Genomic DNA, 24,433 nt, shown 5'->3' with positions numbered 1-24,433 from the left:
ACAATGAGGAATATTACCAAACGCGGATTTCTGGCACTGACCACCGCAGCCATGACGGCAATGCTCCCGCTTGGCGCGGTGGCAAACGATGCGCCCGTGATTGCAAGTATCGTCTTCCAGGGCGACCAGTTCATGCAGTTCCTGCAAACCGGTGTCCGCGAAACGGCCAAAGCTGCCGGTGCCGAAGTGCTGGAAATCAACATCGACGGTGATCAGGCGCGTGAAATTCAGGCTATCGACACCTATATCTCCCGCGGCGTGGACGCGATTGTAATTGCCCCGCTTTCTGCTGAAAATTCTGGCCCTGCTTTGAAGCGCGCGCGCGACGCCGGCATTACGATCATCGCGCTCAACGGAGGATTGGCAGATGCAGGCATCGCACATGCCACCTTCTCGACCGCGAACCGCGATCTTGGTGCATCCACTGGTGGCGCCGCGGCGGCGTTTATCCAGGAAAACCTTGGAGGCAAAGCGAATGTGGCGACATTGGCGTTCTCGTCGCTATTGCCAGAGCAATCCGGCGACCGGACGGGCGGCTTCAAGGCTTCAGTCGGGGAAGGCAACACGATCAACATCGTGTCCGAGCAGGACGCCTGGATGCCGGAAGCTGCAGTGACCGTAGCCACGGATATTTTGACTGCCCATCCGGAAGTCAACGTGATCTATGCAGCAAATGAAGGCGGCACCGTGGGGGCCATGCAAGCCGTACGCAACGCTGGCCGTGCCGGGGAGGTTTTTGTCTTTGGCATCGACGGGTCGGAACAGTTGGGCAAAGGTCTTTTGGCCGGCGACAACGTCCTGCAAGCGGTAACCGCCCAGGCACCGATCCAAATGGGCGCCATGGGGGCAGAAGCTGCATTGGCCGTTTTGGCAGGCGAAGCTGTTGAGGCACAAACAACCGTTCCTGCGCTGCTGCTCAGCCGCGTTGATCCGGACGGCGTCAAGGCATTCCTCGAAAGCATCCAATAGCGTCATTTGCAAGGGGCCCGCACCGGGCCCCTTGCAAGACCAATACCGCAATTCAAAGGTAGGTCACCGTGACAAATCTGATCCTTGATCAGCTCACCAGGCATTACGGTTCGGTCAAGGCGCTGGATGGTTTTACGCACGAGTTTGCGGCAGGCCAGGTTCACGCACTGATCGGCAAGAACGGCTCGGGCAAAAGCACCTTCGTCAAGATGATGTCAGGCGCGATCCAGCCGACATCCGGGTCGATCGGCATCGGCAACGCAAAGATCGTTTTCTCTAACCCGCGTGAAGCACAAAGGGCAGGCATCGCAACCGTCTATCAGGAACTGAGCCTCGTACCTGAATTGTCTGTGGAAGAGAATATTTTCCTTGGCCGCCTGCCGGAAAAACGCACGGGTCTGGTTGATTGGGCAGAGCTGCGCCGCACCACCGCGAACCTGTTTGAAGAGATCGGTGGGCTGGACATTGCGCCCAATACCCGTGTCGCGGATCTTTCGGTCGGCCAGCAACAAATGGTCGAAATCGTCAAGGCGATGAGCTTTCGCCCCAAGGTGCTTCAACTGGACGAACCCACGTCAGCATTGGCCCAGGCCGAGGTTCGGCAACTTTTTACCCTGGTTCGCCGCCTTCGCGACCTTGGTGTCACCATCATCTATATCACACACCGGCTGTCTGAACTTGACCAGATCGCGGACACCGTGACCGCGATCCGGGATGGCAAGTTTGTGGATTCAGTCCCGATCAAGGACGCCGGCGCGTCTGTGATCCTTGACATGATGTTTGGCGATTTACCGCCGCTTGAGCGTCCTGTTCATACGATAACACGGGACGAGCCTGTGTTGAGCGCTCGCCATCTCGCGCTTGCGCCTCATTTCGAAGACGTCAGTTTCGATCTCTACCCAGGCGAGGTTCTTGGCATTGCGGGCATGTTAGGCTCTGGGCGCACTGAGCTTTTGCATTGCCTGTTCGGCGCGCTCCTGCCCGACCAGGGTGAAATCGCCGTAAACGGTCAGGTGGTGACCCGGCCCGACATCCGAACGATGAAGGCTCTGGGGATCGGCTATACGTCCGAGGATCGCAAGCATTCCGGCCTGGTGCAGCTTTTGTCCTCTCATGCCAACCTTTGCCTTGCCGGACTTGGCCGGATCGCACCAAAGGGTTGGATCAGCCACACCAGTGAACGGCCATTTGTCGACCTTCAGATTGCCGGGCTTCACATCAAGGCGGGTGATCCGATGCTGCCGGTGTCGTCTTTGTCCGGGGGCAATCAGCAAAAGATCGTTGTTGGCAACTGGATGAACAACGCCCCCGAAATTCTGTTGTTTGATGAGCCTGCCCGTGGCGTCGACGTGCAGGCAAAGCGGCAGATTTACGAGCTCATCTGGGAAAAGGCACGCGAAGGTCTCAGTTCGATCGTCGTTTCTACCGAATTGGAAGACCTGACCGAATGCTGCGATCGCATCCTTGTTTTGCGCGATGGCCATATCGCGGAAGACTTCATCAATGAAGGTCTCGACACAAAAGACATCTACGCAGCTTGTATGGCTGTTTCCAAAAACCAACCGGAGAGCGATGCATGAGCCGCACCAAATTCATTTCTCTTTTGCGCCGCAATTCGATGCTGATCATCCTGATGGTGTTATATGTGATCGTTGCCACGACAGCACAGGGCTTCTTTTCGATAAACAACCAACTGAATATTTTGCGGAATATCGCGGTGCCGGGCATGATCGCCTTTGGCATGGCGCTTGTGATTATAGTCGGCGAAATTGACCTGAGCGTGGGTTCCATGGTTGCCGTTTCCGCCTGTTTGACCGCTTGGATCGTCGAAAAACTGGCAGGTAACGCATTTGAACCCGCCGCATGGACAGTCATTGCGGCTTTTGCCGGAACGCTGCTGTTTGCGGCCTCGGTCGGTTTTTTGTCGGGCAAGTTGCGGCAATTGGTGAATGTGCCAACCTTCATCACTTCGTTGGCGATGATGGCCACGCTGGCAGGGCTGGCCAACCTGATCACCAACGGCGTTCCGATCTCGAGCTTCCCAAGTTGGTATTATGTCATCGGTTCGGGCCGCTTTTGGGGCATTCCCGTTCCGGTCTACCTGCTGGCCATCGCCTTTGTCATCACGTTCACGATCGCCAATTTCACCGCTCTGGGCCGGTCGATCTATGCAGTCGGGGGCAATATGGAGGCTGCGCGCCTGTCGGGCATCAACGTCTGGCGCACCAAGACCATCTGTCTGATGACGACCAGCGTCTTCGCAGCAACAGGGGGTATCATCTATTCCTCGCTGGTGAATGCGGGCAATCCGACAATCGCGCGCGGACTCGAACTTGAGGTGATTTCTGCCGTGATCATTGGGGGGATCAGCTTGTTTGGCAGCAAGGGCACGATCTGGGGCGCTTTTATCGGCGTGCTGTTTCTGGGCGTTTTGCTGAATGCGATGACCCTGTGGGGCTTTAATCCCTATGTGCAGCAGGTGATCAAGGGAGGGCTGATCCTCGGCGCGGTGTTCATCAACTTTTTCATTGATCGCAGATGACATGGCTGGACTGGGATAGCGGGCGCGCCCGGCTCGCCAGATGCGGGGCGAAACTGGCCGAGCTTGAGGTTGACCTGCCGGACGGGCGCCGCGTCGCACCGTTGCACAAAGCCCCGTGGCTAGGGGAAGATTTGCCCGGGAACATCCCGCCGCTCCTGGCCGGCCTGAGTGGCGAGTGGCCTTGTGTACCCTTTGGCATGGCGCCAAAGGAACCTCTTGCCGGGGACTGGTCGGGCCTATCCCCCTTGCCCGACCCCTGGCCGCATGGGTTTGCCGCAAATCATGACTGGGAAATCTCCTCCGCCGGATCACACGCGCTGCAGGCAAAGATAACCTATCCAGAAAGCGATCCGGTCCATCATCTGACCCGGCAAGTTCGCGGGGTCAGCGGAAAGGCGGCGGTGGAGATAAGCCTCGGCATTCATATGCGCAGAGAAGCCTCCTTGCCAATTGGGGTGCACCCGGTGTTTCGCCTGCCCCCGGAAACGGGTCAGGCACGGCTGTGCCCGGGGGATCATGATCAGGTCTATTGCTATCCCGCAGACACCGGCGGCATGCCTGCGTTCTCCCGCTCCGCGCCATTCCGGATCGAAGATTTAACCGGCCTCGGGTTTGATCCCTTGGCCCTGCCCTACCCCGAAAGATCCGAGACACTCCTGTTGCTCACCGGCAGCGACGGGAGGTTCTCGCTCGAGAACCACGTGGAAAACTACCGGGTCACGCTGAACTGGGAACCAGAGGTGTTTCCATCGCTTCTTTTGTGGATCAGCAATGGTGGGCGCAGTGCGGCACCATGGAACGGGCGGCACTGGGCGCTTGGCGTCGAACCGGTTTGCGCCGCATTTGATTTGGGGACTTCAGTTTCAGCGGCGGATAACCCGCTGCAAAGGGCCGGGGTGCGCACAGTCCGGACGCTGACGCCAGATCACCCCTTCACAACCAATTACAGCATTTCCGTCGCAGCGCTATAAGACTTGCGGAGCCACACCCGTGCTGTCACGCTCGATAATTCGTAAGCTCAACTGCGAAAGATCCGGCTGCACGAACCGCACGGGGTCGATCCTGTTCAACAGCATTTTTGCGGATAACTCTCCCAGCAAGGAAATAGGCTGCTCCACCGTGGTCAATGTCGGAATTATATGGGCGCTCTGAGGCAGATTATCGAAGCCAATCACCGAAATATCCTGCGGAATGCGCAGACCGCATTCATGGGCCGCATGGATGGCCCCGATCGCTGCAATGTCGGTCGTTCCAATAAGCACGGTTGGCCGCGAGTGCGCCAGCACGCTGCGCGCAAGGGCAAAACAGGCATCAAAACTATGCTCTTCTCCAAGCGATACGCTGACCGGCTTGAGCCCGTGTTCCGCCAAAGCCTCTTCGATCCCCTTCAGGCGCAGGGTGATGGGCATCGAATGGGTGGGGGCCGCGACAATGCCAAATTGGCGATGCCCCAGGCGCAACAGATACTCGGCCATCAGCCGCCCACCTTCTTGATGATCCACTGACACAAGATTGTCCGTGATTCCGTCTGGCGAACGGTCAACGGCAATGATGGGTATGTTCTGATCCGACAGGCGCTTGAAATTCTCTGTGGTTGCAACTGCAGCTGCAATAATCCCATCCACCTGCTGGCCAATCAAGGTCGATATATATCGCTTTTCATTGTCCACATTCTCCTCGGTATTGCAGATCAGACAGTGATAGCCATTGGCAAACAAGGCCTGCTCGAGTCCCTGTGCCAGAATACCAAAAAAGGGAACATCGAGGCTGGGCAGCAGGACTCCGACAAGCCCGCTGCGTCCACTGCGCATCTGACGTGCACCGGCATTTGGCTCATACCCGAGCTCCGCGATGGCCTTCTCGACCTGCGCGCGCGCCTTCGCGCTCACCGAGGAGCTCTTGTTCAGGACTCTCGATACGGTTCCAAGCGACGTGCCTGAAAGTCTCGCGACATCCTTTACACTTGTCGGTTGCTGTTTTGGGTATTTTGATGACACGCGAAATAGCTTTCCCTGAAAACGGCAAGCTTAAATGCCTGCCACAAGAAAGGCCAGTTGGGTTTTCTGCAGCATACACAGCCCGTTGCGATACCGATCTGACTTTAGCGTCTATCTGCGCGAATAGGCCCAAAGGGCCCGAAGCTGCGATTTTGGCCAACTTGCAAACGTTATGAGAACAGATTGAACAATCGCTTGATTGCCATCTGATACCCTCCGATTTCCCAATCCCTGAGAGTGAACGAACTCTTTGGCGAATGATCAGAAAACATGCAGGAAAATCAACACCTCAAAAGAGGAGTGGTGGGCCCGGAGGGCCTAGCCAAACTGAAGAAAATCAATAGCTTAGCGAAGTGTGGGACAAAACACCTGCCTAAAGGATTTCAATGGCTTACAAAAGCCGTTGTCCCACCATTTTGCCGCTCTACCTCACGCAAAATTGCCGCCCAGGCGGGTCTCTGGAGGCACGCATGAGCGAGCGCCGTCCGTTCCGGGAAGTGAAGCTTCAGTGGCTGCGTCTGCTGAGCTGCGATGCCAATATCAACGACAATGCCAAGTGCGTCGCGCTCTATATCGTGACCGCACATGTAAACGGCCACACCGAGAAGGCGTGGCCGTCCTACAAGACCATTGCCGAAGCAACCGGCAAGAGTGTCAAATCCATCCAGCGTGCCATCCGCGATCTTGAAGAAGGTGGCTGGCTTGGCGTTCAACGCGGGAATGGTGTCGGGCACAATACGGAGTATCGCCCTACCGACGCCTCGATCCTAAAGGCTTCAGAGCTTCGAGAAAAGACGGACAAATCTGTCCCCCTTGCCCGGTCGGAAGGCGGACAGATCTGTCCCGAAAGGCGGTCAGATGTGTCCGGCGAAGGCGGTCAAATCTGTCCACCAAACTTAGAGAAAGAAATAAATAAAAAACCTAACGCGCGTGAGGCGCGCGCGGAGGCGGCTCCTCGCCGTTCCATTCCCGTCGTCGTTCTTCCAAAAAACCAGACCCGGCAGGTCGAGGAATGGAACGCCTGGCTTTCCGAAAAGACCCTGCCCGACCTGGCGCGGTTCAATCTCGCAACCAGCGTGAACGGTTCATCCGGATACCAGCTTCCCGGCCGATGGCCACCGGAAGCGGACTCGGACAAAGAGCAGGATTGCCTGTCGTATTTCCTGAACCGACTGCCGGCAATTGCACACCGATCGGCCTCGCAAGCAGCCTGTAGGCAAGCGGCATGACTGCGGCGGATCTGACAAGAGCAAGGCGACCCGTGTCATACGACACAGGACCTTGCGAGGGGCGGCAGGCCTCCCCTTCGAACCCCTCCAGACCGCAAACGGCCCGTCTCGCCGAGACGGTTGTTATGCGCTGTACGACCGAGGAAAAGAGACATCTCAAGCGCCGCGCCGCCGCCGACAAGATCTCCGTCTCGGAGCTGTTGCGCGGAGCCTTGGGGCTGATCAAAGCCTCGCGCCGCCGTGCCACTCCGCAGGTCGATCCGCAGCTTGTGACGGCGCTCAGCCGCATCGGCACCAACCTGAACCAGATCGCCCGCGCCGTGAACGCCGCCCAGGCGGCCGGCGACATGCGTCAGCTCGACGGCCTGCAGCTGCTCGCGGAGCTGATCGGCATCGAGCGCCAGATGGCGGCCCTGCTTGCCAGCCATCACCAGCAGGATGCCGATCATGCTGATTAAGCTGTTCCGCAGTGGCAAGGGTGGCGGCGCGGCACCGGTCGATTATCTGATCGCCTCTCATGTGCTTGCGTACGACGGAAATCGCGATCTCATCCGCGACGATGCTGGCGTCCCGCTGATGAAGAGCCGCGATCCGTTGCCGGAGGTGTTGGCGGGCAACCCGGACCACACTCGTGCCCTGATCGACGCCTGCCCGCACGCCTGGACGTACCGGGCGGGCGTGATCAGCTTCGATAGGGACGATCATCCGACCGAAGAGCAGCAGCAGGCAGTTATGGATGCCTTCGACGAGCTTGCCTTCGCCGGTCTGGATCGCGACCAGGTGCACATGCTCTGGGTCCGGCACAGCCATGAGGGCCGCGTGGAACTGCATTTCTGCACGCCGCGCATGGAGCTGACTTCCGGCAAGAGCCTGAACATCGCCCCGCCCGGCTATCAGAAGGCGATGGATAGCCTGCGCGACATGCTCAACAAGGAGCATGGCTGGGCCGATCCACAGGATCCGGCCAGATCACAGGACATCAAGCAGCTACCGGAGAAGAAACTTCGGGCCCAAGGTCGCGAAGACATCCAGCACTGGCTGGAAGACCTGATCGTCGCCGGTCAGATCTCGTCCCGGCCGGACATGGTCGCCGCGCTTGAAGGCGCCGGCTTCGAACTGCCCCGCCAGGGCAAAACCTATCTCACAGTCAAGGACCCGGACAGCGGCACCCGCTGGCGGCTCAAGGGAGACATTTTTCATGCAGATTGGACCAGAGAGAAGACCGCTGAGAGAGCGGCTGAGCGAGACCATCGAGCAAGCGCACCAGGATCAGAACGCCTCGCTGCTCGAAGCCTTTCAGACCTCAGAGACAAATATCGAGCGCATGTTGAAAAGCGCAGGCTCTACAATCAGCAAAGATATCCGCTCATCCCAGGAGCAGCTGAGCGCGACCTTAGAAAGGCACTTGAGGTCGAGCGAGGAACAGATCCATCAGCTGAAAATAAGCATGGCGGAAAACGAGAGATTGGCAGCGAAGAACCGCTTGTTGAAACTATCGGCAGCGGTCCTGGTCTCGGTCGTCCTGACCCTCGGCGGGGTCCTGTTCCTGGAGAACCACTTGAGAGGGGCGCTGATCGCCTCGGCTTTCAATCAGACAACCTACACGGACTTTCCCATCCTGATCTTCGACACGAAAACCGGCACGTACGAGCGTTGCCGGGACATAGACGGGAATTTCTCCTGCCACCTAACCGAGTAGAGCACCATGACAGACGACAATCCCTCCGCACCGAATCTGCCATCCCAACAAACCCTGACGCCGCTCGAGCGCGGGTTGCTAAGCTTGGTCGAACGCTTGACCAACGCCTTCGAACATTCGACCGCTCAGCTGGAACAATTGGAAAGGCGCTCGACCGGCTTGCTAGAAGAGCGGCTGACCGAACTCGAGACGTTGCTCGACAGGTCCATCAGCTCGCAGCAGGCCTTCAACGAGGTTTTGCTCGACTTGCTCAGCGCGTCGAAATCCCCCGGCAGATCGGTGGACGAGTTATGCGAGGCACTGAGGGAACTCAGCAGCGTTCAAAGCAAAGGGCGATGAAGACACCTCGCCATAAAGAAATGGAACGCTAGCGTTGGGCAACGAGTTTCTGTTTGTAGAGCTCAAAGTTTAGTGACCAGAATGGGGCCGTAAGTCGACAGTCCGGTTCTCACAATTGGATCACCAAAGCGGACATCCCAGCTGCACCTAGGGTGCGGAGACTTTTGCCCTAAGTTGACTTCGGGCACCGTCTCAATGAATGGCTGCTTCGCACCCCGCTTCAGACATTTTAGAATACATCCTAAGAAAGACTGTTAGCTGCAAAATAATTTTGGACTTCTCAATTGTACCGTGACCGTTCAGCAATGGTTCAGGCTGAAGACGCTAGAAGAGTGTCTAAACGCGGAGAAGTTGCAACCTTGAAGCGACATGCACTTTTCGCTACAATCATACCGAAAGGATTATGTGATGCTGCGTAAGTTTAAAAATCTGAGCCTCATTCGTATGGCGACGGTCTGTGCTGTCCTGGCGATTGCGGTGTCTTTCGGCGGTGCTCTGAAGAATACAGCTGAAGCGAGCCCGTGCCCAAACAATAGCTGCCTCTACGCGCGCTAAAACCTTATCGGCAATCCACTTTCAGCGGGATCTCAAGGAGCACGCGCTCGTGCGTTGGCTTGAAGAGCTTGTCCTGGCCTGTTTCGCAAATGGTTCGTTCGACCAGCGCAGTAGTTTCGGGATCGGCCGTCTCCGGGTCGCTGTTCCCCTTGAGCGCCGCCCAGAAATAATACAGCCATTTCGGATCCATCGGGACCACACTGCCCTGGGCAGTCCTTTTCGTTTGAACCGGAGGGAACAGACCCGGATCAATCGTCAGAAATTCCTGAAAGACCGTCACAGCTTCCGTGTAGCGCCCTTTCTGCAGAAGAATATAACCGAGCGTATTGGCGACAGAATGCGGCGTCTTTGCCATGGCAAGCGCCTCGCGGGCGATATTCTCGGCATCCCCGCCCGCCGAAACGCCGTAGACGGCGCCGTTGATTGCCTTTGACCAGGCCCAGCTGTTGCGGGCGTCCACCAGACGGTCTTCCAGCAGGGACTTGTCGTATTTGGCGACGCCGGTGATGTCGATCTGTTCGTAGAGTGTCCTGGCGCGCCGCACATCCAGCTCTTTCTCCAGGTCCTGTGCCGCCCGGTATTTGGCAAATTGTACGTTTTCGAGGATCTGCTTCAACGGATAGTCCGTGTTCAGGCGTTCAAACTCCTCTTCGTCCCAGTGGGCCGTCCACCAGGCAAACAAGGGCTCGTGGATGGTAACGACAGCGCCATCGAAATCGGCACCGGTAACGTCGGCGTAGTCGAACACGGTATCCCGGATATCCGCGCCCCTGAAACTGGCATTCCTGAGATTGGCTTCGACATAACTCGTGTCGGCAATCTCCGTGTTGTCGAAATGACTTCCCTCGAGATTCGTGCTTTGGAAAAAGGCGTTCGAAATCGTGCATCCCGTGAAGCTGGCGTGCCGCGCATCTGCGGCTTTGAAGGACGTGAAATCATAGCCTGTGCCCTGCGGCGGCGTGTAGGTGCTCGTAATCTGGCAATCGTCGAAGATCGCGCCGAGCAGGGTGGCGTTGAGAAACCGGGCATCCTGCAGGGAGGCGCTCGCGAATGTCAGCTCCGGCGCTCCGGGGCGCCGGATGCCCTGCATCTGCAGCGCAATCAGCCTAGCTTCCGTCAGGTTGATGGGAAAGTCGATTTCCTCGTAGAAGAGGTCGAGATAATCGATCGTTCTTCCGGAGAAGAGATTGATCGACTTGATGTCCTTCAGTTTCCTGAGAGCGGCGACGCGACCCGCCGCGGCCTCAAGATCTGCCGGATCGGCCTTGGCCACCACCCGTTCGATTTCGTCGCGGTTCAGGGAGTGCACGAGGATGGCGTCAATTTTCCCCCACGAGGCATAGGTCAGCGCGGAGCCTAGGAGGATTGCACCGAAAAGGCTCAAGGCGTACTTGAACCTCCTGATCTTCTGGTCATGCGCCTTGCTTGCATCGAGGTAGGAGGCGATATCGGGATCGCGCCGGCCATAGCCGGCATCGATCGCCGTCTGGAGCGCTTTTCCACGAATGAGATAGTCCCTGGACCGGCCTCTCGTGCGCCATTGACGCGCAAATGAGCTCAGCCGGATGAGTTCGCGGCTGTCCCGGAGGACCTCCGCGGAAATTTCCTCCCCCTGATCGCTGTCGTCGGGCTGCCGGTCCGGGTCCGAAGGCTGGGAGGGCGCGTTCTCCGGCACCGGGGCGAAAGGCAGAGACGGTGCCGGCCCTTCACCCGCCGGCGGGGGTTGCCGGTCCTTGTAAGGCGCGATACGGGGCAGGGTTGCCGTCAGCTTATGTGTCGGCGCGAGAAAAAGAAGCTGGGCCGACCAGTAGTCGAGCTTTGCCTGCGCGGATTCGCGATCCTGCGAGCGCCGCAACCCGGAGCCGCTTTCGATCAGCGACTGCATCAGGCTTTCGATTTTTTTCAGGAGTGCGGGATCGGCCTCCTTGCCAGGCTTGGCAGTCTCGGCCTGTCGCTTGAGCGCGGCATGTTCCTTTTCCAGGCCCAGGAGCGCTTTGTTGTCAGTGGATTTGAACATACGATGGCCCGCCGTCAGTGAAATGTCTGCTGAATGTTTTCGAGAATGGCGTTGAGTCCTGCGAGGCCCGCCAGTTCGGCGGCGACTTTCACCGCCTGTAGATCGGCTTGTTTTGTCGCAAAATCCCGGTAGTCCAGCAGCCTGTCGCGCAGGTCTTCCAGAGCACTCGGCAACCCGGCCTCCGCGCGCAGCTTCGCCCCCTCCACGGCGGCATGCCGCTCGTCTTCGTCGCGGATAGCAGCTTCCGTGCCGGTGTCTTCGGCGGCAAGAAGGCAAAGGGTCCGCACCATGGTTCGCGAAACGGGCCAGTCCGTGGCGGCCGCGACGAGCCAGACGTCGTTCCTGCGTCCGGCCTGAAGCGAAATTCTATCGATCAGCGCATCGAGGTCTTTCACCGCGTCGAGCCAGCGGATGTAGATGTCCCCCTTGTGCAACACGATGCCGCGGCAGTTCAGCATGGGGCGCTTGAACGGATCGGTTTGCAGCGCGACATAGCGCAGGATGACCGCAATGTGCTCGAACGACACGCATTGCGAATGCTGCAAGGCGGGTAGGAGAAGCAGACCCGTCAGCGGCTTCAGCATATAATTCACCACATTGGCGGCGCTTTGAAGCTGGGCCTTGTCGCCCGTCTGAACCGCACCGTTGAAAATCTGGATGGCTCTGTCGAGCCCGTCCCGATGCCGTGGGTCGATGTCGCCGTTGCAGATCGTGTCGAGCTTCTGTTTGATCCGCTTCAGACGGCCTGCGATCTCCGTTGCCGTGTCATCTGTAGCGGCCGGGTCAGCAGCTTCTTGCCCGTCGAAATTTTTGAGCAGACGATCCAGATCGCCTGCAAGGTCAATCAGGTCCTTGAGCACGCCCGGGTGATGGAGGGAGCCGGCAACATGGGCCACGAAGCGCCCGAGATATTGCTGCATCGCCTGCTGCAACGGTTCCAAGTTCCGGTGCGCATCCAGCGTTTCCGCGATCATGCGTACAGCCGCCGCGACATCCTGCATCTTCCGGCTTTCTGTCCGGATCTTGTCAACAAGTGTCGTGCGCAGGTCTTCATCGACATTGCTCAGCCGCGCCAGATTCATGAAAAAGGCCGCAATGGTTCCGTGGCGCAGGAAGTAATTGATGCATTCCTGAGCGAACTTGTAATCCGACTGGCCTTCAGCATTACATTTTTCGTAGACACATTCCTCGAGATACAGGGTTTTCAGGATGGTTTTCAAATCTTCCTTTGTCAGTCTGCAGTTTATTGTTGTTGCGAAAGCGCTTGAATCCAGGGTTTCGAAAAACATGGTCCATCCTTTCAGCCGAGATGGCTTTCCTTGCCGGCACTTTTGATCTTCTGGCGAATGAGATGCGCGGGAATGCCCTGGTTGAAGACCGGTTTGCCCCAGGCCGGGTCGCCGAGATGATGCAGCGCGACCAAAGCCCATTCCATCGTCAGGCACGGGGATCCGGACGACCCGTTCAGCGTGTTGGTCGAGTATCGGATCCGCTCCGGAACAGGTGAATCGAGCACCGCTTCGGTGTCGATCGCCAGTTTCATGGGCATGCCGTCCGGGTGCTGCACGATGATCAGCGGATCCCCGGTCTGCAGATCTGCTTCCTCCGCGGGAAGCGTGATCCATCCGCGTTCCTCGCCGGCCACGAATTCGCTGCCGATAGGCCGGTCGAGCGCCAGCAGGGCAAAATCCAGTTCATCGGCGGTCGGCGGCGGATCGTCAGGCGTCTCGGTTACCTCCGCCTTCGCATAAGGGCTGAAGGCAAGGGGCGCATTGCCGCTGACGGACACAGCAACTCCTTCGTCCCGTCCGCCGGTGACCAGCGCCTGGTAGTCGAAGCGGCAGACGATTTGCACGGTGCCGGCATGTTCGACGACATGCCAGTTGGTCAGTACGCAATCTGGCCCGACGAGAAACCCGGTGCCTGCGGCCGCTCCGCCGATTTCGAGCCGGCAGACCTGGCGTTGCACTCTCAGTAGGTTCTTTGCCCAGGTGCCGATATTCTGGTGATGCAGGTGCGGCTTGATCACCCGTTGAAGCCCGGGAGCGTAGCTTCCCGAAGAAACCGACGCCTCGGCAACCCCACTTTTCTGCATGGCGAACTCGGGAGGAGCCCGACTGGCCAGGTCGACGATTTCCGGAAACAGAAGGGCGATCTCGATGCGCACGTCGTTGCGGTTCGGTCTTTTCCGGTAGACCTCCGCCAGAAATTCCCGGGTGATGCCCTCCAGCTCGGTCTCTTTCAGAAAATCCTGAATGGTCCGCTGCAACGGCTTGCCTTCGCCGACCCAGAATTCGAAGAGGCCGTCGCCAGTGCTGAGTTCCACGATGTCTTCAAGATCGTCCTTGCTCAAGGTGCCGGCTAATAACCGGGCCAGATCCTGAACCTGTTTTGGAGTGAGCGTCATTGTTCACGCCATCCCTATATCTAAATCAAATGTCCTGCGCCGGATAATGCTGTCGAGGTTGCAGGTTGTTTTTCATACTACCGAATGCTTTGGCCGGGAGACACCAACTTGCCCCCGTCGAAATTTCTATTCAGGGTTGATTGTTGAATGTAAACACTGTCAAAATCGACAATCGGAGGATCACAATCATGGCACCGTGAACAGGTTCGGAGTAGTTCCGCAGCCCGGCCGGCCCTGTCTGATCCCGGGGCATTCCGCAGTCAGGTAGGGGCCGCAAACCGTGTGTTCTGCTGCACGCGGTCCCGAATTTCGAGTAGGGCCTTCATGCATTCGCCTCCGTCGCGCGGCTTGTAATCCATCAGCAGCCGTTTGATCGCGCCGTCGAGATCCGACGCGTTGTCGGCCCAGGTCAGAAAGCCGACGACATCGCGCGGAGCCCTCGACTTCCGCTTGAAGAGGCTCGGTTTCCAGCTGTTCTGGGCCTCGAGATCGTAGTTGTCGCCGGACATTCCTCGCAAACCGTCCTGCCAGGCCCCGCTCAGGCCGTCCGCAAGCAGATAGGCGAAAGGTACAATCCATTCAGGCTGCCGCATCCCGACATAAGTGCGGAGGGCTTCGGCCATGTCCGGAATGTAGCCTGCTTCCTGCGCATATGTCTTGAATGCGTCGGAAAGCAAGGCAAGGGTGCCCTGATCGGAGATGGTGAACTTCCCTCCGTCGCGGAGCAGCTTCTGCGAACGGACCTGCTCCAGCAAGTGCAAGAGCTTCGACCGGCTGTCCGATGGCGATGCACGGTTGGACGAACGGAAGAAATCTTCGAACACCGGGGCAATGACGGAAAATTCCGCAAGCGACATGCCTTTCAGCACACGGGACGATTCCAGCAGGCACCAGCCGCTGAGGGCCTGCGGCCGGCATTTCGTGCCGTGAACAACGAGCGTGCGCAGCGCGATCTCGACGGACCTGGATGAGGTGGTTCTGGACAACTGGCTTTCGCAGAGCTGGTCGTCGATCAATTCCGCAAGTTCCGGATCGTATCGCCTGGCCACGACAAGTGCCATGGACAAAGCCTGCCAGTTCTTGCGTCCGCGTGCATCCGCAATGCGGTCTATCAGTTGCGGGTAGAGGTCTTTCCACCATTCGGCCGGGGTGCGTCCGGCTTCGGTGAGACGGGCCGCCAGAAATGCAAACAGAAAGTCTTCCGCCGGTCCGGACGGCAGGATGAGCCGGTCGAGCTTGAGACAGTTCCAGAGGCCGCTCTTGACCTGCAGGAACTGATAAGTGCGACTCGAGCCGGAAGGTTGCCTGTCCGACTGGATCGCGAGTAGGACACGTGGTTCTATCTGACGGTCGTCAAGGCTGATCATGCTGGTTCCGGCCCTGTCCATGTGTTGCCACAGCAGGGCTCGGGGTAGCTTTTTCAAATGCTCCAGCGCCATCGGCCGCTCGGCAAACCGGGCTTCCAGCAGACACCAGCCGGGTGTGTCGACCTCCATGTCGCTGCGGGCGTCGGCGAGCTGGTCGAGCAGCCAATCCTGGTTCTGAAGCAATTCGATATCGTCCGGTCGTCCGCGCAACAGCCGGTAATAGGCCCCTTCCACTGGGTCGAATGACGATGGCAATTCGAAATAGCCGATCAGGGCATCCACAACGCGGTCGAACCGTGCCTGGTCGTGACGGCGCATCATCGGCAGCGTGCGCGCCCTGAGATCGCGGCGATGACGCAGCAGGCCGTCTTCGTTCTCGACGATCCAGCCTTCGTGGGAGAGGGTTTCGAATGCCTGCTGGGCTGCGTCCGGGGAGAGCTCGCAAAGTCCGGCGAGCAGGTCCCGGACAAGGTCCCGCGAGACGGTGCGCGCCACCAGCCCCGGCCAGGCAAGCTTCTGCGCGTCGGTGTCCCGGATGTGGTCCAGTATTCGGCGCTCGTAAAGGGCCCCGACGAACCCGTCATCGGCGCGTTCGCCCATCGCCTCGATGTCTTTGATCAGGGCCGGCCGGTTCTCCGGGTCTGTGTCCCGGACGATTTCCACGGCAAGCCTCAGCGTCAGGGGCTCGCGCCTGATATCTGGACTGGCGCTTTTCCCGGCAAGTTTTGTCGTCCAGTCGTCGTTCCAATCCGGTCCAAGCAGCTTTTTGCCGAGACGGCTCACCATCTCGCGGGCATCTCGGACGGAGAACGCCTTGAGTTCAAGCTGCTGCCGTTCGAAGTCGAGGCCCCGCGCAGCGATGATTTCGTCAAGACCGCTCCGCCCGGCTGCTGCGACGCAAAGCTCCGGAAACCCGGTATCGGTCAGGCCTTGCAGCAGTGTGGTCACCCCGTTCATCGCGGCGGGATCGGCCTGCACGATTTCCATCGTATCGAGCGTCAGCAAGAAGGTGCTCGCGCCGCACGCGTCCAGCACCATCGAGACGATGTCCCGGAAACGGGTGTAATAGGTGTGGGACGGACTGATGGCCCTGCTGGCCAGAGCGGCCCTGATGTCCCGGCGCAGATTTTGCGTCTGCTCTTCAAAATCAGGAAACAGGGTTCCCACCTGCCGGGCCATCTCCACCAGAAGCTGCTCCGGAGAGCGCGGCTGCAGGGAGGCGCGGTCAAAATCGAGGAACGCGAACGGAAACCGGGTCTCGTCGGACCTAGCATGGTCGTAGACGAACTTCGCGACAAGTGTGGACTTGCCCAGCCCGCCCGGGGCTTCGATTGTGATCAGCCTTGGCTTGCGGCCGGTCAGGCTGTCCGACGCATAGCTCAATATCCGGCCGGTTCCGCGGGTCAGGGCCTCGGACAGGCTCTCCGAGCCCAGAACGTCCACGAACGCCCTAAGAGCCGTCATTTCCTTGTTCCGCCCTACAAACCGGTCGTTCCGGTTGCCCGGCTGCTTCTGGTCCAGCCCGATCATGATACTGAGCGGATCCAGGAGTTCGGAGAGCGCCATCTGGCGCCTGCATTCCTGCAGGCTCGGCACGTTCGCCGCCAGCATCGATACGCCTTCGAGTGCGGCCCGGGCAAGCGTCAGCGCCCGGAGTTTCACGATCCCCAGTCTGCCCGGGTCCGCTTGAACGTTGCCGCGTAGCAGTCCGCGCAGATAGGCGTTCTTCAGCGCCTGCCGGTCGGGATCGGGGTCATGCAGGATGCGGTCATCTTCCTTCTCGATGCGCCCGAGGACCTCTTGAATGTCCTGGCTTGCGGCAGGATGATCGAGGATGCGCCTGCGCTCGCCCTCGTGCAGTTGGAGCTGCTTTGTCCGCCCGCCCGGCACAAGAGCGGCGTTCGCGGCGACCCAGCCGGTTTCCCGGGCGCTCAGCCCGATGGTCTCGGGATCAAATTCGAAGGAAAGCGCCGCCGCCACCAGGCCTCGCGAAATCGGCCGGTCATCCGCCGGATCGCTCTTTTCCAGCCTGGAACGTATCGACTGCGCCCAGCGGTCCATCGATTGCAGCACCTGTTCGCCACCAGCCTTCAGGGCCTCCTGCCTCATGTCAGTATCGGTCAGGAGCTGTGCCAGAAACTTTCGAGAGGATTCCCTCATAGCGCTCGCCCCTGACCCTCGTAGTCCCGTTTGATCTTGTAGCTCACCAACTCCTGGCAAAGCGACAGCGCCGTTTCAGGCGTCTCGTCCCGCATGCGTGTCAGGAACAGCTCGACATTCGCCAGCAGCGTATCGACCTGGCTGGCCAGAGCCTCGTCGGTGATTTCAAGATCGCAATCCTGATAGGCGCTGGAAAAGACCGCCTTGACGGCCTCGACTGAAGGCAGGGTGTTTTCAAGATGCTCGATGGTCACGTCTTCATTCATCAGGAAATCCGGAACATATCCCAGGAAGAGCCAGCGAATATCCTTGCGGACATCCCGTATCGAGCTTTCCATGATATCCGCGCCGATCAGGCCCGAGACGAAACTCTTCACATGGGAGGACATGGAGCGGACATTCAGATCGTCCAGTGCGATCCAGGTTCTCGACCACCTGTTGCCTCGCTCGATCACGTCGGGCACGGCGGTGGCGAGTTTGCGGATTTCCTCCGGTGCGCCGGTTCCCATGAGATCGACCACCGCCTTTGCCTGCTCCGTCCTGTTGACTGTGCGCAGCCTGTGTTTTTCGAGCAGGGCCGTGAACCAGGAAACCATCTTGTGGGACGCCCAGCGGTCGACCTTGTCGCCATCGTCGGACTCGCGCGGCAGCTCCGTGCCCGGGCGGACCGGCATGTTTTCCAGTTCGCTCTGCGGAATGCCGTAGGCTTCCGCGAGTGCCGTTACAAAATCCTCCAGTCTGTCCGGTAGCAGTTCAGTATCGCCGCCCAGCACGACGACAATGTTTGTCGCCTGAGCGCCCGTCGCCGATTTCAGGATTTCCGTCGTGAAGGTCTTGCCGCATCCGGGAGCCTGGCCTTCCGTGGCGTAGATCCGCTCGCTGCGGGAAAGCGGGCGGTCTTCGACGGTGAGGGACTGGTTGATCCAGTCCTGCAACACGCCACGCCCGAAAATGGGCGACAGTGCTCTGTCTGCCGCGTCGATCCGCCAGGCCCTGCGATACCCACTCCCGTTCAGGACGGAATTGCCGAGTGCGTTGCGTATCAGGGGCACTATGGCGTCGAACCGGATGGCCTGGTTGCCCTCGGCGGGGCCGTTTGGCGCGTAGTAGGCGTTGTGGACGCCGATGACCCGCAGGTCGCTGTTGAGGCAGGGGGCGCCGGACGTGCCCTGCATGCTCTCGATCTCGGACACCATGCGCGTGTTGCAGGGGGGAAGACGGCAGACGCGGCCAAAGTCCCACGTGCGTGGCGAGCCGCCCGGATGTTGCGGCATGATGACCCTGCTGCCGTTACGGTAATCGGTCGGGCTGACCGGCTCGAAGCTCAGCCACCCTCGGGGCCTGAGGTAACCCGGCCGGACGGGCCGGTCGCCGACGGCTTCCGCGAGCCGGATGAGCGCGAAGTCCAGCTTCCCTCGCAAATCGTCGATATCTTGCTGCGACAGCTGGTCCCTCTTCCCGTCCCAGTCAATCGCGTCGCTGGAAACGACGAGCCAGTCCTTGTGAAACTTCACCACGCGAACCGAAGTCATGCTTTGCAGTTTGCAATAGTCGGAGATCTCTTCGCCGCTGGTAAAATCGAAAACCGCACAGAACTTGAGATCCTCGTCGGGCCGCCGACGCCACGCTCCCGCGACGACATGCCTCGACGTCAGCACAAGATCCGGACCGACAAGGAAACCTGTGCCGGAGGTGGTCGCGGACACGCCCATGTCATCGATCTCACCCACGATGCAACATACACGCGGGCCCAGCTCGCCGACGGCGGATGACAGTTTTTCGTCCGACAGAAAATGATCGCGCCGCTGCAGCAGGGCCTGGTGATTTTTTCCCCCCAATCGTGCCGATCTCGTGTGAGGGCCGGCGGCCGCCTGGAAATCCGGAGACCAGGACATTTCAAAATAAAGCTTTTCCACTACGTCGCAGGCCAGATCGTGCTCGTTGAGCAATTCCAGAAAGGCCATTGAAAGCGCCAGACTGACATCCGCCGCACCGACCAGATGCCGCTTCTTGAGCGCTTCGATATCTTCGACGAGCCTCGCCTCCAGCACGAAGCGTTCAAGCCGGCCGGGATTGAGATAGCGGGCACAGGCTTCGGCAAGATTCTTCAGGTCTTCCGCTTTCAGTTTCATCTAGAGCAACGCTCCAAGCACCGGATGCTGCCGCAGTGCCTTTGCCGAAATGGCTCGGTTGCCGGCAACCTGGTCTCCCCAGTAGTGAAGTCCATAGACGGCCTGATCCATGAAACCGTGGAGGGCGGATCCCGAAAATCCGCCGGTCGTCGATGCGTCGTGAACAATGTTCTGCTGCCCCTCCACGACGGGGTCCATCAGCTTTCCGAAACTCACCCGCTTGCGCTCGTCGGGATCGCCGAACACCAGTTGAATGTTCTCGGGCACATATTTCAACTTGCCCGGATGCCCGACGATGTATAGGCGGTCAATTTCGTAGACGTCTTTTTGAGTGACCGGCAGGGGGTCGGGCGCGAAACCGCTGACCGGCTCGACCTTCAGGACGGCCGCATCCACCGGATCGGAATCCTCGGCGACAAAGGGAATGTCCGTGATCCGGTATTTCGCCTGCCGGGGCGCTCCGTCGTCGAACGCAAAATCCAGCAGCACCTCGTATTCGCGTTTCAGCCTGGCCTGGGTCGTGCCGGGGACGCGCCGCGCAAGGCGCGTGCCGGCCGGGGGAAACAGGACATGCCGGTTGGTCAGTGCCAGATCGGGCTTGATCAGGAACGCCGTCCCCTGAACCCAGGAGAAACTCTGAAGCAGCGTGTCGCGGACCCAGACCGCCGATGCCGCCGAGGTGGTCTTCTGCAGCTTGGCGCGGTGCTTGTCCGCCAGCATCACCCACATGTCGGCATCCGGATAATGCCGGATGTCCTCAAGCTCGTCGCCCAGAACCCGCACCGCGGGCCGGCCGCGCACATGAATGACCGCCTCGAGCGCGACGGTCTCTTCAAAGCTCAGCGCGCCGGCCGGGCCTCCGTCGATGCTTTCCAGGCCTTTTTGCGCTGTGGCGACAATAGACCGAGCCACTCCCTCGGCTTCAATCTTGCTCATCCTGGAACGGCCTGCTGACGCCCCGAGGAGGCGACGGGCAATTGCCGAGATGTCCTGTTGACCGGGCGAGGAACCGCCGCCTGTGGATTCCTGGCCGCCTCCCTCACCGCCGGCACCGCCAGATGAAAACAGCCTGCGAATCCGCTTCGGGGATTTTTCGAAGTCAAAACCTTCGTTGCTCATCTGACACCTCCGCTGCGGATCAGGTCCAGAACGTCGCCCTGCAGCATTGTCTTCAGGCCGCTCGAAACGCGCATGGGGGGCTGGGCCTCCAGGCTGCGCGACGCGCGTTTGCGCACGCTTGAGGCATCGAGGCCGACACAGGCGAGTTCCAGTTCGCTTTGCTTGTCCTGAAGCACCGGAGCCGCCGATTCCACTCCGCCGCTCCCGGCAACCTCACGGAGCAGTTCCGCGACGAGTTCGCCCGAGGTTCGTGTGCGTTCCGCAATCGTTTCGAGGCCCAGAAGCGTTGCCGGATCGCGCTTGACGAGCGCTTCGGCATCGATGATGCCGGCGCCGTAATTGTCCGTATCGAATCCGGCCGGCACGCGCGCGGTCGATGCGATCATCGCCTTGAACAGGTCCTGAAGCGTCTTTCCCGGGCGCAGCTTCGCAATGAGGGCGTCGCGGCCGTGATGCGCCAGCCAGCAGGCCGCAATTCCGGCAAGGTGAGCCGTCGCAAAGGAAGTGCCCTGTCCGCCGCCCACCTTCGACAGGTCCGCGCCGTCACGGGCATCTGCCCTCAGGACAAGTTCCGCAGGACCGGATATGTCGACGCTGCGGCCCGAGCAGGACCCTTTCCAGGGCAGATCCTTGAAATTGATGCCGCCGACGGCAATGACCTCGTCATAGCGTGCGGGCCAAACCACCGTCTCGACACAGTTTCCGGCTGCCGCAACCACGATGATGTTCGCCTTCACCGCCTTGCGCACCGCGCTGTGCAGGGCCCAGCTTGGCACACCGCCGAGGCTCATCGTGATGACATGCGAATCGTTGCGGCGTGCATGGTCGATGGCCTGGGCGACCCGGCTCTGGTTGAAGACCGCGACGGACCGGATACACCTGACCGGCACGAGTTCCGCTTCCGGGGCCGTTCCGCGGACCCGGCCGGCTTCCGGGCTGGCGACAACGCTGCCGGTCGCCGTTCCATGTCCCAGATTGCCGCTTCCGCGCATGGGGTCGACGGGCCGCTGGCCCGGTTCGACAAAATTGGCGGATCTTGGATTGTCGGCCACCCGGGGCGGCATTTCCGTGTGGGCCGGCACCACTCCGGTGTCCGGCTGGAAAACCCGGATGCCCCGGCCCTTGGCCGGTTTGCCCTTCTGGCTGGAAAACGCCCAGGCCTTCGGCACGCCCGTCTTGTTGACCGCCCAGTCCGCGTCATCCGGCTTGATGCCGGGATCGTTCTCGTCCACCCAGCACCAGAAGGCGACATTGGCGCCTTCCGCGCTGCCTTCGGTCGCCGGCCCGCCTCCATCCGAATCGTAGTAGCGCGTGTCGAGATCGGGCTCGACGGTTTCCGCCTCGAGCCGGGTGCGGATAGCACGGGCGACGTCGAAGAGATCCGCCCGGTCGTCCCAGACGACACCCGGAATGTCGATGGCCCGGTAGCGGTCCAGGTCCGGGTCGCTGTCGAACAGGCCGGCAACGTCGACGGTCAGACCGAGGAGGTCCTCGACCTCGGCCTTGATGGTCTGATCCGTCATCGACTTGCCGAGCGACACCACAAAACGGACGATATCGAAGTCTTCGAAACTGCGGCCTTCCGATTGCAGTTTCCGCCAGTCGGCAAGGATGTCCCCGATATCGATGCTTGCCGCCTGACCGCCCGCATTTCCGGCTGCCTCGCCCGAACCGCCAGGCGGTGTCACGCCGGCCGCCTTCGCGAAGGCAACGGCTTCGTTCGTGCCGGACTGATCGGCGCGCCGGATGGTATCGTGAAAGTCGATCTGCGCCAGAACCTCGATCACGTGGACCGGTTTCAGGAAGCGTTTCCACTTTGGAGGGACGGCAAACTCCAGCGGAACATCGGAGAGGTCCTGTTCCAGCAGGAAGGCAAAACTTTCGAGGTGGCCGTTCTTCTCGGCAACCACGACTTTCCAGTACTTCTCGGGAATGCGGACCCGAATGTCTCCCTCCAGGTCCACGCCCAGGAACACCGGGTCGGTATCGGCCAGAACCGGTCCGCCGAACACCACCAGCTTCTCCGTGTCGGCCTGTCCGAGGATCAGGTTCTCCAGGTCGCCCCAATTGTCCTTGCCGCGGCTGGAGCGGTTGAAGCCGAGGACTTGCGGCGAGCAATTGGTAACGTGAAAGGTGTCGCCGTTGGCGTTCTGCATTTCTTCATAGGTGCGGCCCCAGGCAACATCGTCGCGGCGCACGATATGACCCTTGTCGAAAGCGCCTTTGTCCTTGGTGAAGAACTTGTCCGGCAATTGTTCGCTGGCGAGAATGCGCTGATCGGAAAACCATTTCTCCTGGTCGTTCGGTCCGAGTTTCCCCAGGCCGTCGCGCGTATAGTCGGCATCGGGACGGTTGCCGGGCCGCTTGGCGGCCGCGCTCGCATCGACATTGGCAGCCGTGAAGAGGGCAAGACGCCGCTTCTTGTGCACGGCGAGCGAGAAATGATGGTAGTGGAGCAAGTGCCCGCCGTCATCTACCCTGGCAAGGTCCTCCGGTTTCCTCGGGGTCGGCAGGGGAACTTCAGGGCCCAGAAAATGCGGGTCATACCCCGTGCGGGTGGAATAGTCCGTATCGTGGAAGGGTTCCAGCGCGCGCTCCGTCCCGCCGGCGATGCTCGAGGCTCCGGCGGCCGCGGTGGTTACGCCATCGCCGACCCTGATCGTGATTTCAAGCGGGATGCTGAGTCTGATTTCACCGGTTTTCTGGGCCATCGCACTGGTCCTGTCAGGTAATGGAGAAGAGCTTTTGTCGGGCACGGCCGCGGGAACGGCGGTTTCGGTGGCTTGCCAGTAGGCCTCCCAGGGAACGTTCGACCGCTGCACGGGTCCGGAAAAGCGGACGCCGGTATCGATCACACGGCCGTCACGCGCCAGGTCTCCCGCGGCGACACAAAAATTGGCCTTGCCGTAGTTGCCGCCGAAATGGACACCGAGAACGTCGCCGCTCTTGAGATCGAGTACGCAGGATCCCGAGTTCCCGCCGAGCGTCGAACTGTCATGGGTCAGCGCCTCGACCTCGTGGCGGTAGCTTTCCACCGGTGCGAGGGTCTTGAGGACGCCCGGCTGCAGCCGTTTGATCCCGTAGACGCCATCGAAGACAAAATTCTGCACATCCGCAGGGTTGCGGGGGTCATAGGCAGGGAAGCCGACCAGCGCGACCTCCCGTTCGAGGAGGTTTGCGCCCGGCTCGGTCGACAGCCGCAGCGGACGCCGGCTCTGCCCAAGACCTTCCGCCCTGACGATGGCGACGTCCCAGTAGGGATGGATCAGGACGACGGACGTGATCCTGATGTACTCCTGGCGGGTCGACCGGCGCTCGCGCAGGAAATCCACGCCGCTTTCGACACCGGTGATGAACCGCAGACCGCTTGTGCCGATCCCTTCGCAGAACAATTCCGCCACATGCCGGTTAGTCATCAGCAGACCGTCGCCGACGACGAATGCGGTTCCGCCATAGGGCACGGAGGGGTGGCCCGGCAGCTCGAGCCGACCGATGCTCGGAAAGGCCTGCCGCAGCCTGTCGCGAACGGGCGCCGCATTCAGATTCAGCCAGTCCTGATGCCGGGCCTCGAAGGATCCGTCGACAACGTCGATTGCCGGCCGCCGTTCCGGAATGATGATCGCTTCAAGATGGAAGCGTTCTCGGTCGTTCAGGCGCTGGTCGCTGGCGAGTTTTTCAAGGGTCTTGCGCGTCAGGCACCCTGTCACTCCGGCGGCTTCAAGGCTGCCTGGCTTTTCGATCATTTCCGCCAGATCGCCGCTCTGTGTCGTGCCTAAGAGAAAATTTTTGAGCTCAAGTTCTTTGGTGTGCGACATCAATTCTACCCACCACAATCTCGCAAAACAAACGTCTACTCAAAAATACAATTTTAACGTTAGTAGATGCAACAACCAAATCTCAG

General features: G+C 60.0%; 15 protein-coding genes. 7 read left to right on the top strand and 8 right to left on the bottom strand.

From position 1 onward, the window contains the following. The first annotated feature begins 3 nt into the window (after window positions 1–3). The 4 genes from OA90_RS17465 (at window position 4) to OA90_RS17450 (ending at window position 4,482) form a co-directional block, all read left to right on the top strand. Window positions 4–969: a substrate-binding domain-containing protein gene (locus OA90_RS17465; RefSeq protein ID WP_068414798.1), complete on the top strand. Its 966-nt coding sequence runs from the start codon at window positions 4–6 to the stop codon at window positions 967–969. Window positions 970–1,037: 68 nt separating this feature from the next. Continuing rightward, complete coding sequence (locus OA90_RS17460) at window positions 1,038–2,549, top strand: sugar ABC transporter ATP-binding protein (protein WP_068414796.1); 1,512 nt, start codon at window positions 1,038–1,040, stop codon at window positions 2,547–2,549. Beyond that, window positions 2,546–3,511 (top strand): ABC transporter permease, encoded by a 966-nt coding sequence (locus tag OA90_RS17455; protein WP_068414791.1) that lies wholly within the window; start codon window positions 2,546–2,548, stop codon window positions 3,509–3,511. Before OA90_RS17460 ends, OA90_RS17455 begins: the two co-directional genes overlap by 4 nt. Next, window positions 3,508–4,482 carry a hypothetical protein gene (locus tag OA90_RS17450; protein ID WP_068414788.1) on the top strand — a complete coding sequence of 325 codons (975 nt, stop codon included), beginning with the start codon at window positions 3,508–3,510 and terminating at the stop codon, window positions 4,480–4,482. The genes OA90_RS17455 and OA90_RS17450 overlap by 4 nt, the downstream gene beginning before the upstream one ends. On the opposite strand, the gene OA90_RS17445 is transcribed toward OA90_RS17450, so the two are convergent. Further along, window positions 4,477–5,508, bottom strand: a complete 1,032-nt coding sequence (locus tag OA90_RS17445; RefSeq protein ID WP_068414785.1) for a LacI family DNA-binding transcriptional regulator — start codon at window positions 5,506–5,508, stop codon at window positions 4,477–4,479. The genes OA90_RS17450 and OA90_RS17445 overlap by 6 nt on opposite strands. Window positions 5,509–5,978: 470 nt before the next feature. On the opposite strand from OA90_RS17445, the gene OA90_RS17440 reads away from it, so the two are divergent. From OA90_RS17440 to OA90_RS28080, 3 genes are all read left to right on the top strand, one after another. Beyond that, on the top strand, window positions 5,979–6,737 hold the full coding sequence (locus tag OA90_RS17440) for a helix-turn-helix domain-containing protein (protein ID WP_068414782.1): 759 nt from the start codon (window positions 5,979–5,981) through the stop codon (window positions 6,735–6,737). A 125-nt stretch (window positions 6,738–6,862) separates the two neighbouring features. Further along, a complete protein-coding gene (mobC, locus tag OA90_RS17435) occupies window positions 6,863–7,195 on the top strand; it encodes a plasmid mobilization relaxosome protein MobC (protein ID WP_068414779.1) in 333 nt (110 codons plus the stop codon). Beyond that, entirely contained in the window at window positions 7,185–8,807 is a 1,623-nt protein-coding gene (locus OA90_RS28080; RefSeq protein WP_156510549.1) for a relaxase/mobilization nuclease domain-containing protein, read from the top strand. The genes mobC and OA90_RS28080 overlap by 11 nt, the downstream gene beginning before the upstream one ends. A gap of 527 nt (window positions 8,808–9,334) precedes the next feature. Here the strand turns inward: OA90_RS28080 and OA90_RS17410 are convergent. The 7 genes from OA90_RS17410 to OA90_RS17380 form a co-directional block, all read right to left on the bottom strand. After that, on the bottom strand, window positions 9,335–11,347 hold the full coding sequence (locus OA90_RS17410) for a pentapeptide repeat-containing protein (protein ID WP_068414762.1): 2,013 nt from the start codon (window positions 11,345–11,347) through the stop codon (window positions 9,335–9,337). Window positions 11,348–11,361: 14 nt separating this feature from the next. Then, on the bottom strand, window positions 11,362–12,636 hold the full coding sequence (locus OA90_RS17405; protein WP_068414759.1) for a hypothetical protein: 1,275 nt from the start codon (window positions 12,634–12,636) through the stop codon (window positions 11,362–11,364). Window positions 12,637–12,647: 11 nt separating this feature from the next. Further along, window positions 12,648–13,754, bottom strand: a complete 1,107-nt coding sequence (locus tag OA90_RS17400; RefSeq protein ID WP_068414758.1) for a serine protease — start codon at window positions 13,752–13,754, stop codon at window positions 12,648–12,650. A gap of 260 nt (window positions 13,755–14,014) precedes the next feature. Then, entirely contained in the window at window positions 14,015–17,281 is a 3,267-nt protein-coding gene (locus tag OA90_RS17395; RefSeq protein WP_068414754.1) for a hypothetical protein, read from the bottom strand. Continuing rightward, complete coding sequence (locus OA90_RS17390; protein WP_068414750.1) at window positions 17,278–19,413, bottom strand: serine protease; 2,136 nt, start codon at window positions 19,411–19,413, stop codon at window positions 17,278–17,280. Before OA90_RS17390 ends, OA90_RS17395 begins: the two co-directional genes overlap by 4 nt. Then, the gene (locus OA90_RS17385) at window positions 19,414–20,532 is read right to left on the bottom strand and encodes a serine protease (RefSeq protein ID WP_068414747.1); all 1,119 of its coding nucleotides are present in this window, start codon (window positions 20,530–20,532) and stop codon (window positions 19,414–19,416) included. Further along, the gene (locus tag OA90_RS17380) at window positions 20,529–24,347 is read right to left on the bottom strand and encodes a DNA/RNA non-specific endonuclease (protein ID WP_068414744.1); all 3,819 of its coding nucleotides are present in this window, start codon (window positions 24,345–24,347) and stop codon (window positions 20,529–20,531) included. The genes OA90_RS17385 and OA90_RS17380 overlap by 4 nt, the downstream gene beginning before the upstream one ends. Between the last annotated feature and the right edge of the window lie 86 nt (window positions 24,348–24,433).

It is taken from the genome of Labrenzia sp. OB1 (genome assembly GCF_001624695.1).
GTDB lineage: Bacteria > Pseudomonadota > Alphaproteobacteria > Rhizobiales > Stappiaceae > Roseibium.
The sequence above is the reverse complement of the archived record's forward strand: the minus strand, read 5'-3'. Positions and strand labels throughout refer to the sequence as shown.

Coding starts and splice junctions, on each gene's coding strand:
- OA90_RS17400 (WP_068414758.1), bottom strand. CDS start 13,754: ATGACGCTCACTCCAAAACAGGTTCAGGATCTGGCCCGGTTATTAGCC.
- mobC (WP_068414779.1), top strand. CDS start 6,863: ATGCGCTGTACGACCGAGGAAAAGAGACATCTCAAGCGCCGCGCCGCC.
- OA90_RS17390 (WP_068414750.1), bottom strand. CDS start 19,413: ATGAAACTGAAAGCGGAAGACCTGAAGAATCTTGCCGAAGCCTGTGCC.
- OA90_RS17380 (WP_068414744.1), bottom strand. CDS start 24,347: ATGTCGCACACCAAAGAACTTGAGCTCAAAAATTTTCTCTTAGGCACG.
- OA90_RS17405 (WP_068414759.1), bottom strand. CDS start 12,636: ATGTTTTTCGAAACCCTGGATTCAAGCGCTTTCGCAACAACAATAAAC.
- OA90_RS17455 (WP_068414791.1), top strand. CDS start 2,546: ATGAGCCGCACCAAATTCATTTCTCTTTTGCGCCGCAATTCGATGCTG.
- OA90_RS17465 (WP_068414798.1), top strand. CDS start 4: ATGAGGAATATTACCAAACGCGGATTTCTGGCACTGACCACCGCAGCC.
- OA90_RS17395 (WP_068414754.1), bottom strand. CDS start 17,281: ATGAGGGAATCCTCTCGAAAGTTTCTGGCACAGCTCCTGACCGATACT.
- OA90_RS17385 (WP_068414747.1), bottom strand. CDS start 20,532: ATGAGCAACGAAGGTTTTGACTTCGAAAAATCCCCGAAGCGGATTCGC.
- OA90_RS17440 (WP_068414782.1), top strand. CDS start 5,979: ATGAGCGAGCGCCGTCCGTTCCGGGAAGTGAAGCTTCAGTGGCTGCGT.
- OA90_RS17410 (WP_068414762.1), bottom strand. CDS start 11,347: ATGTTCAAATCCACTGACAACAAAGCGCTCCTGGGCCTGGAAAAGGAA.
- OA90_RS28080 (WP_156510549.1), top strand. CDS start 7,185: ATGCTGATTAAGCTGTTCCGCAGTGGCAAGGGTGGCGGCGCGGCACCG.
- OA90_RS17450 (WP_068414788.1), top strand. CDS start 3,508: ATGACATGGCTGGACTGGGATAGCGGGCGCGCCCGGCTCGCCAGATGC.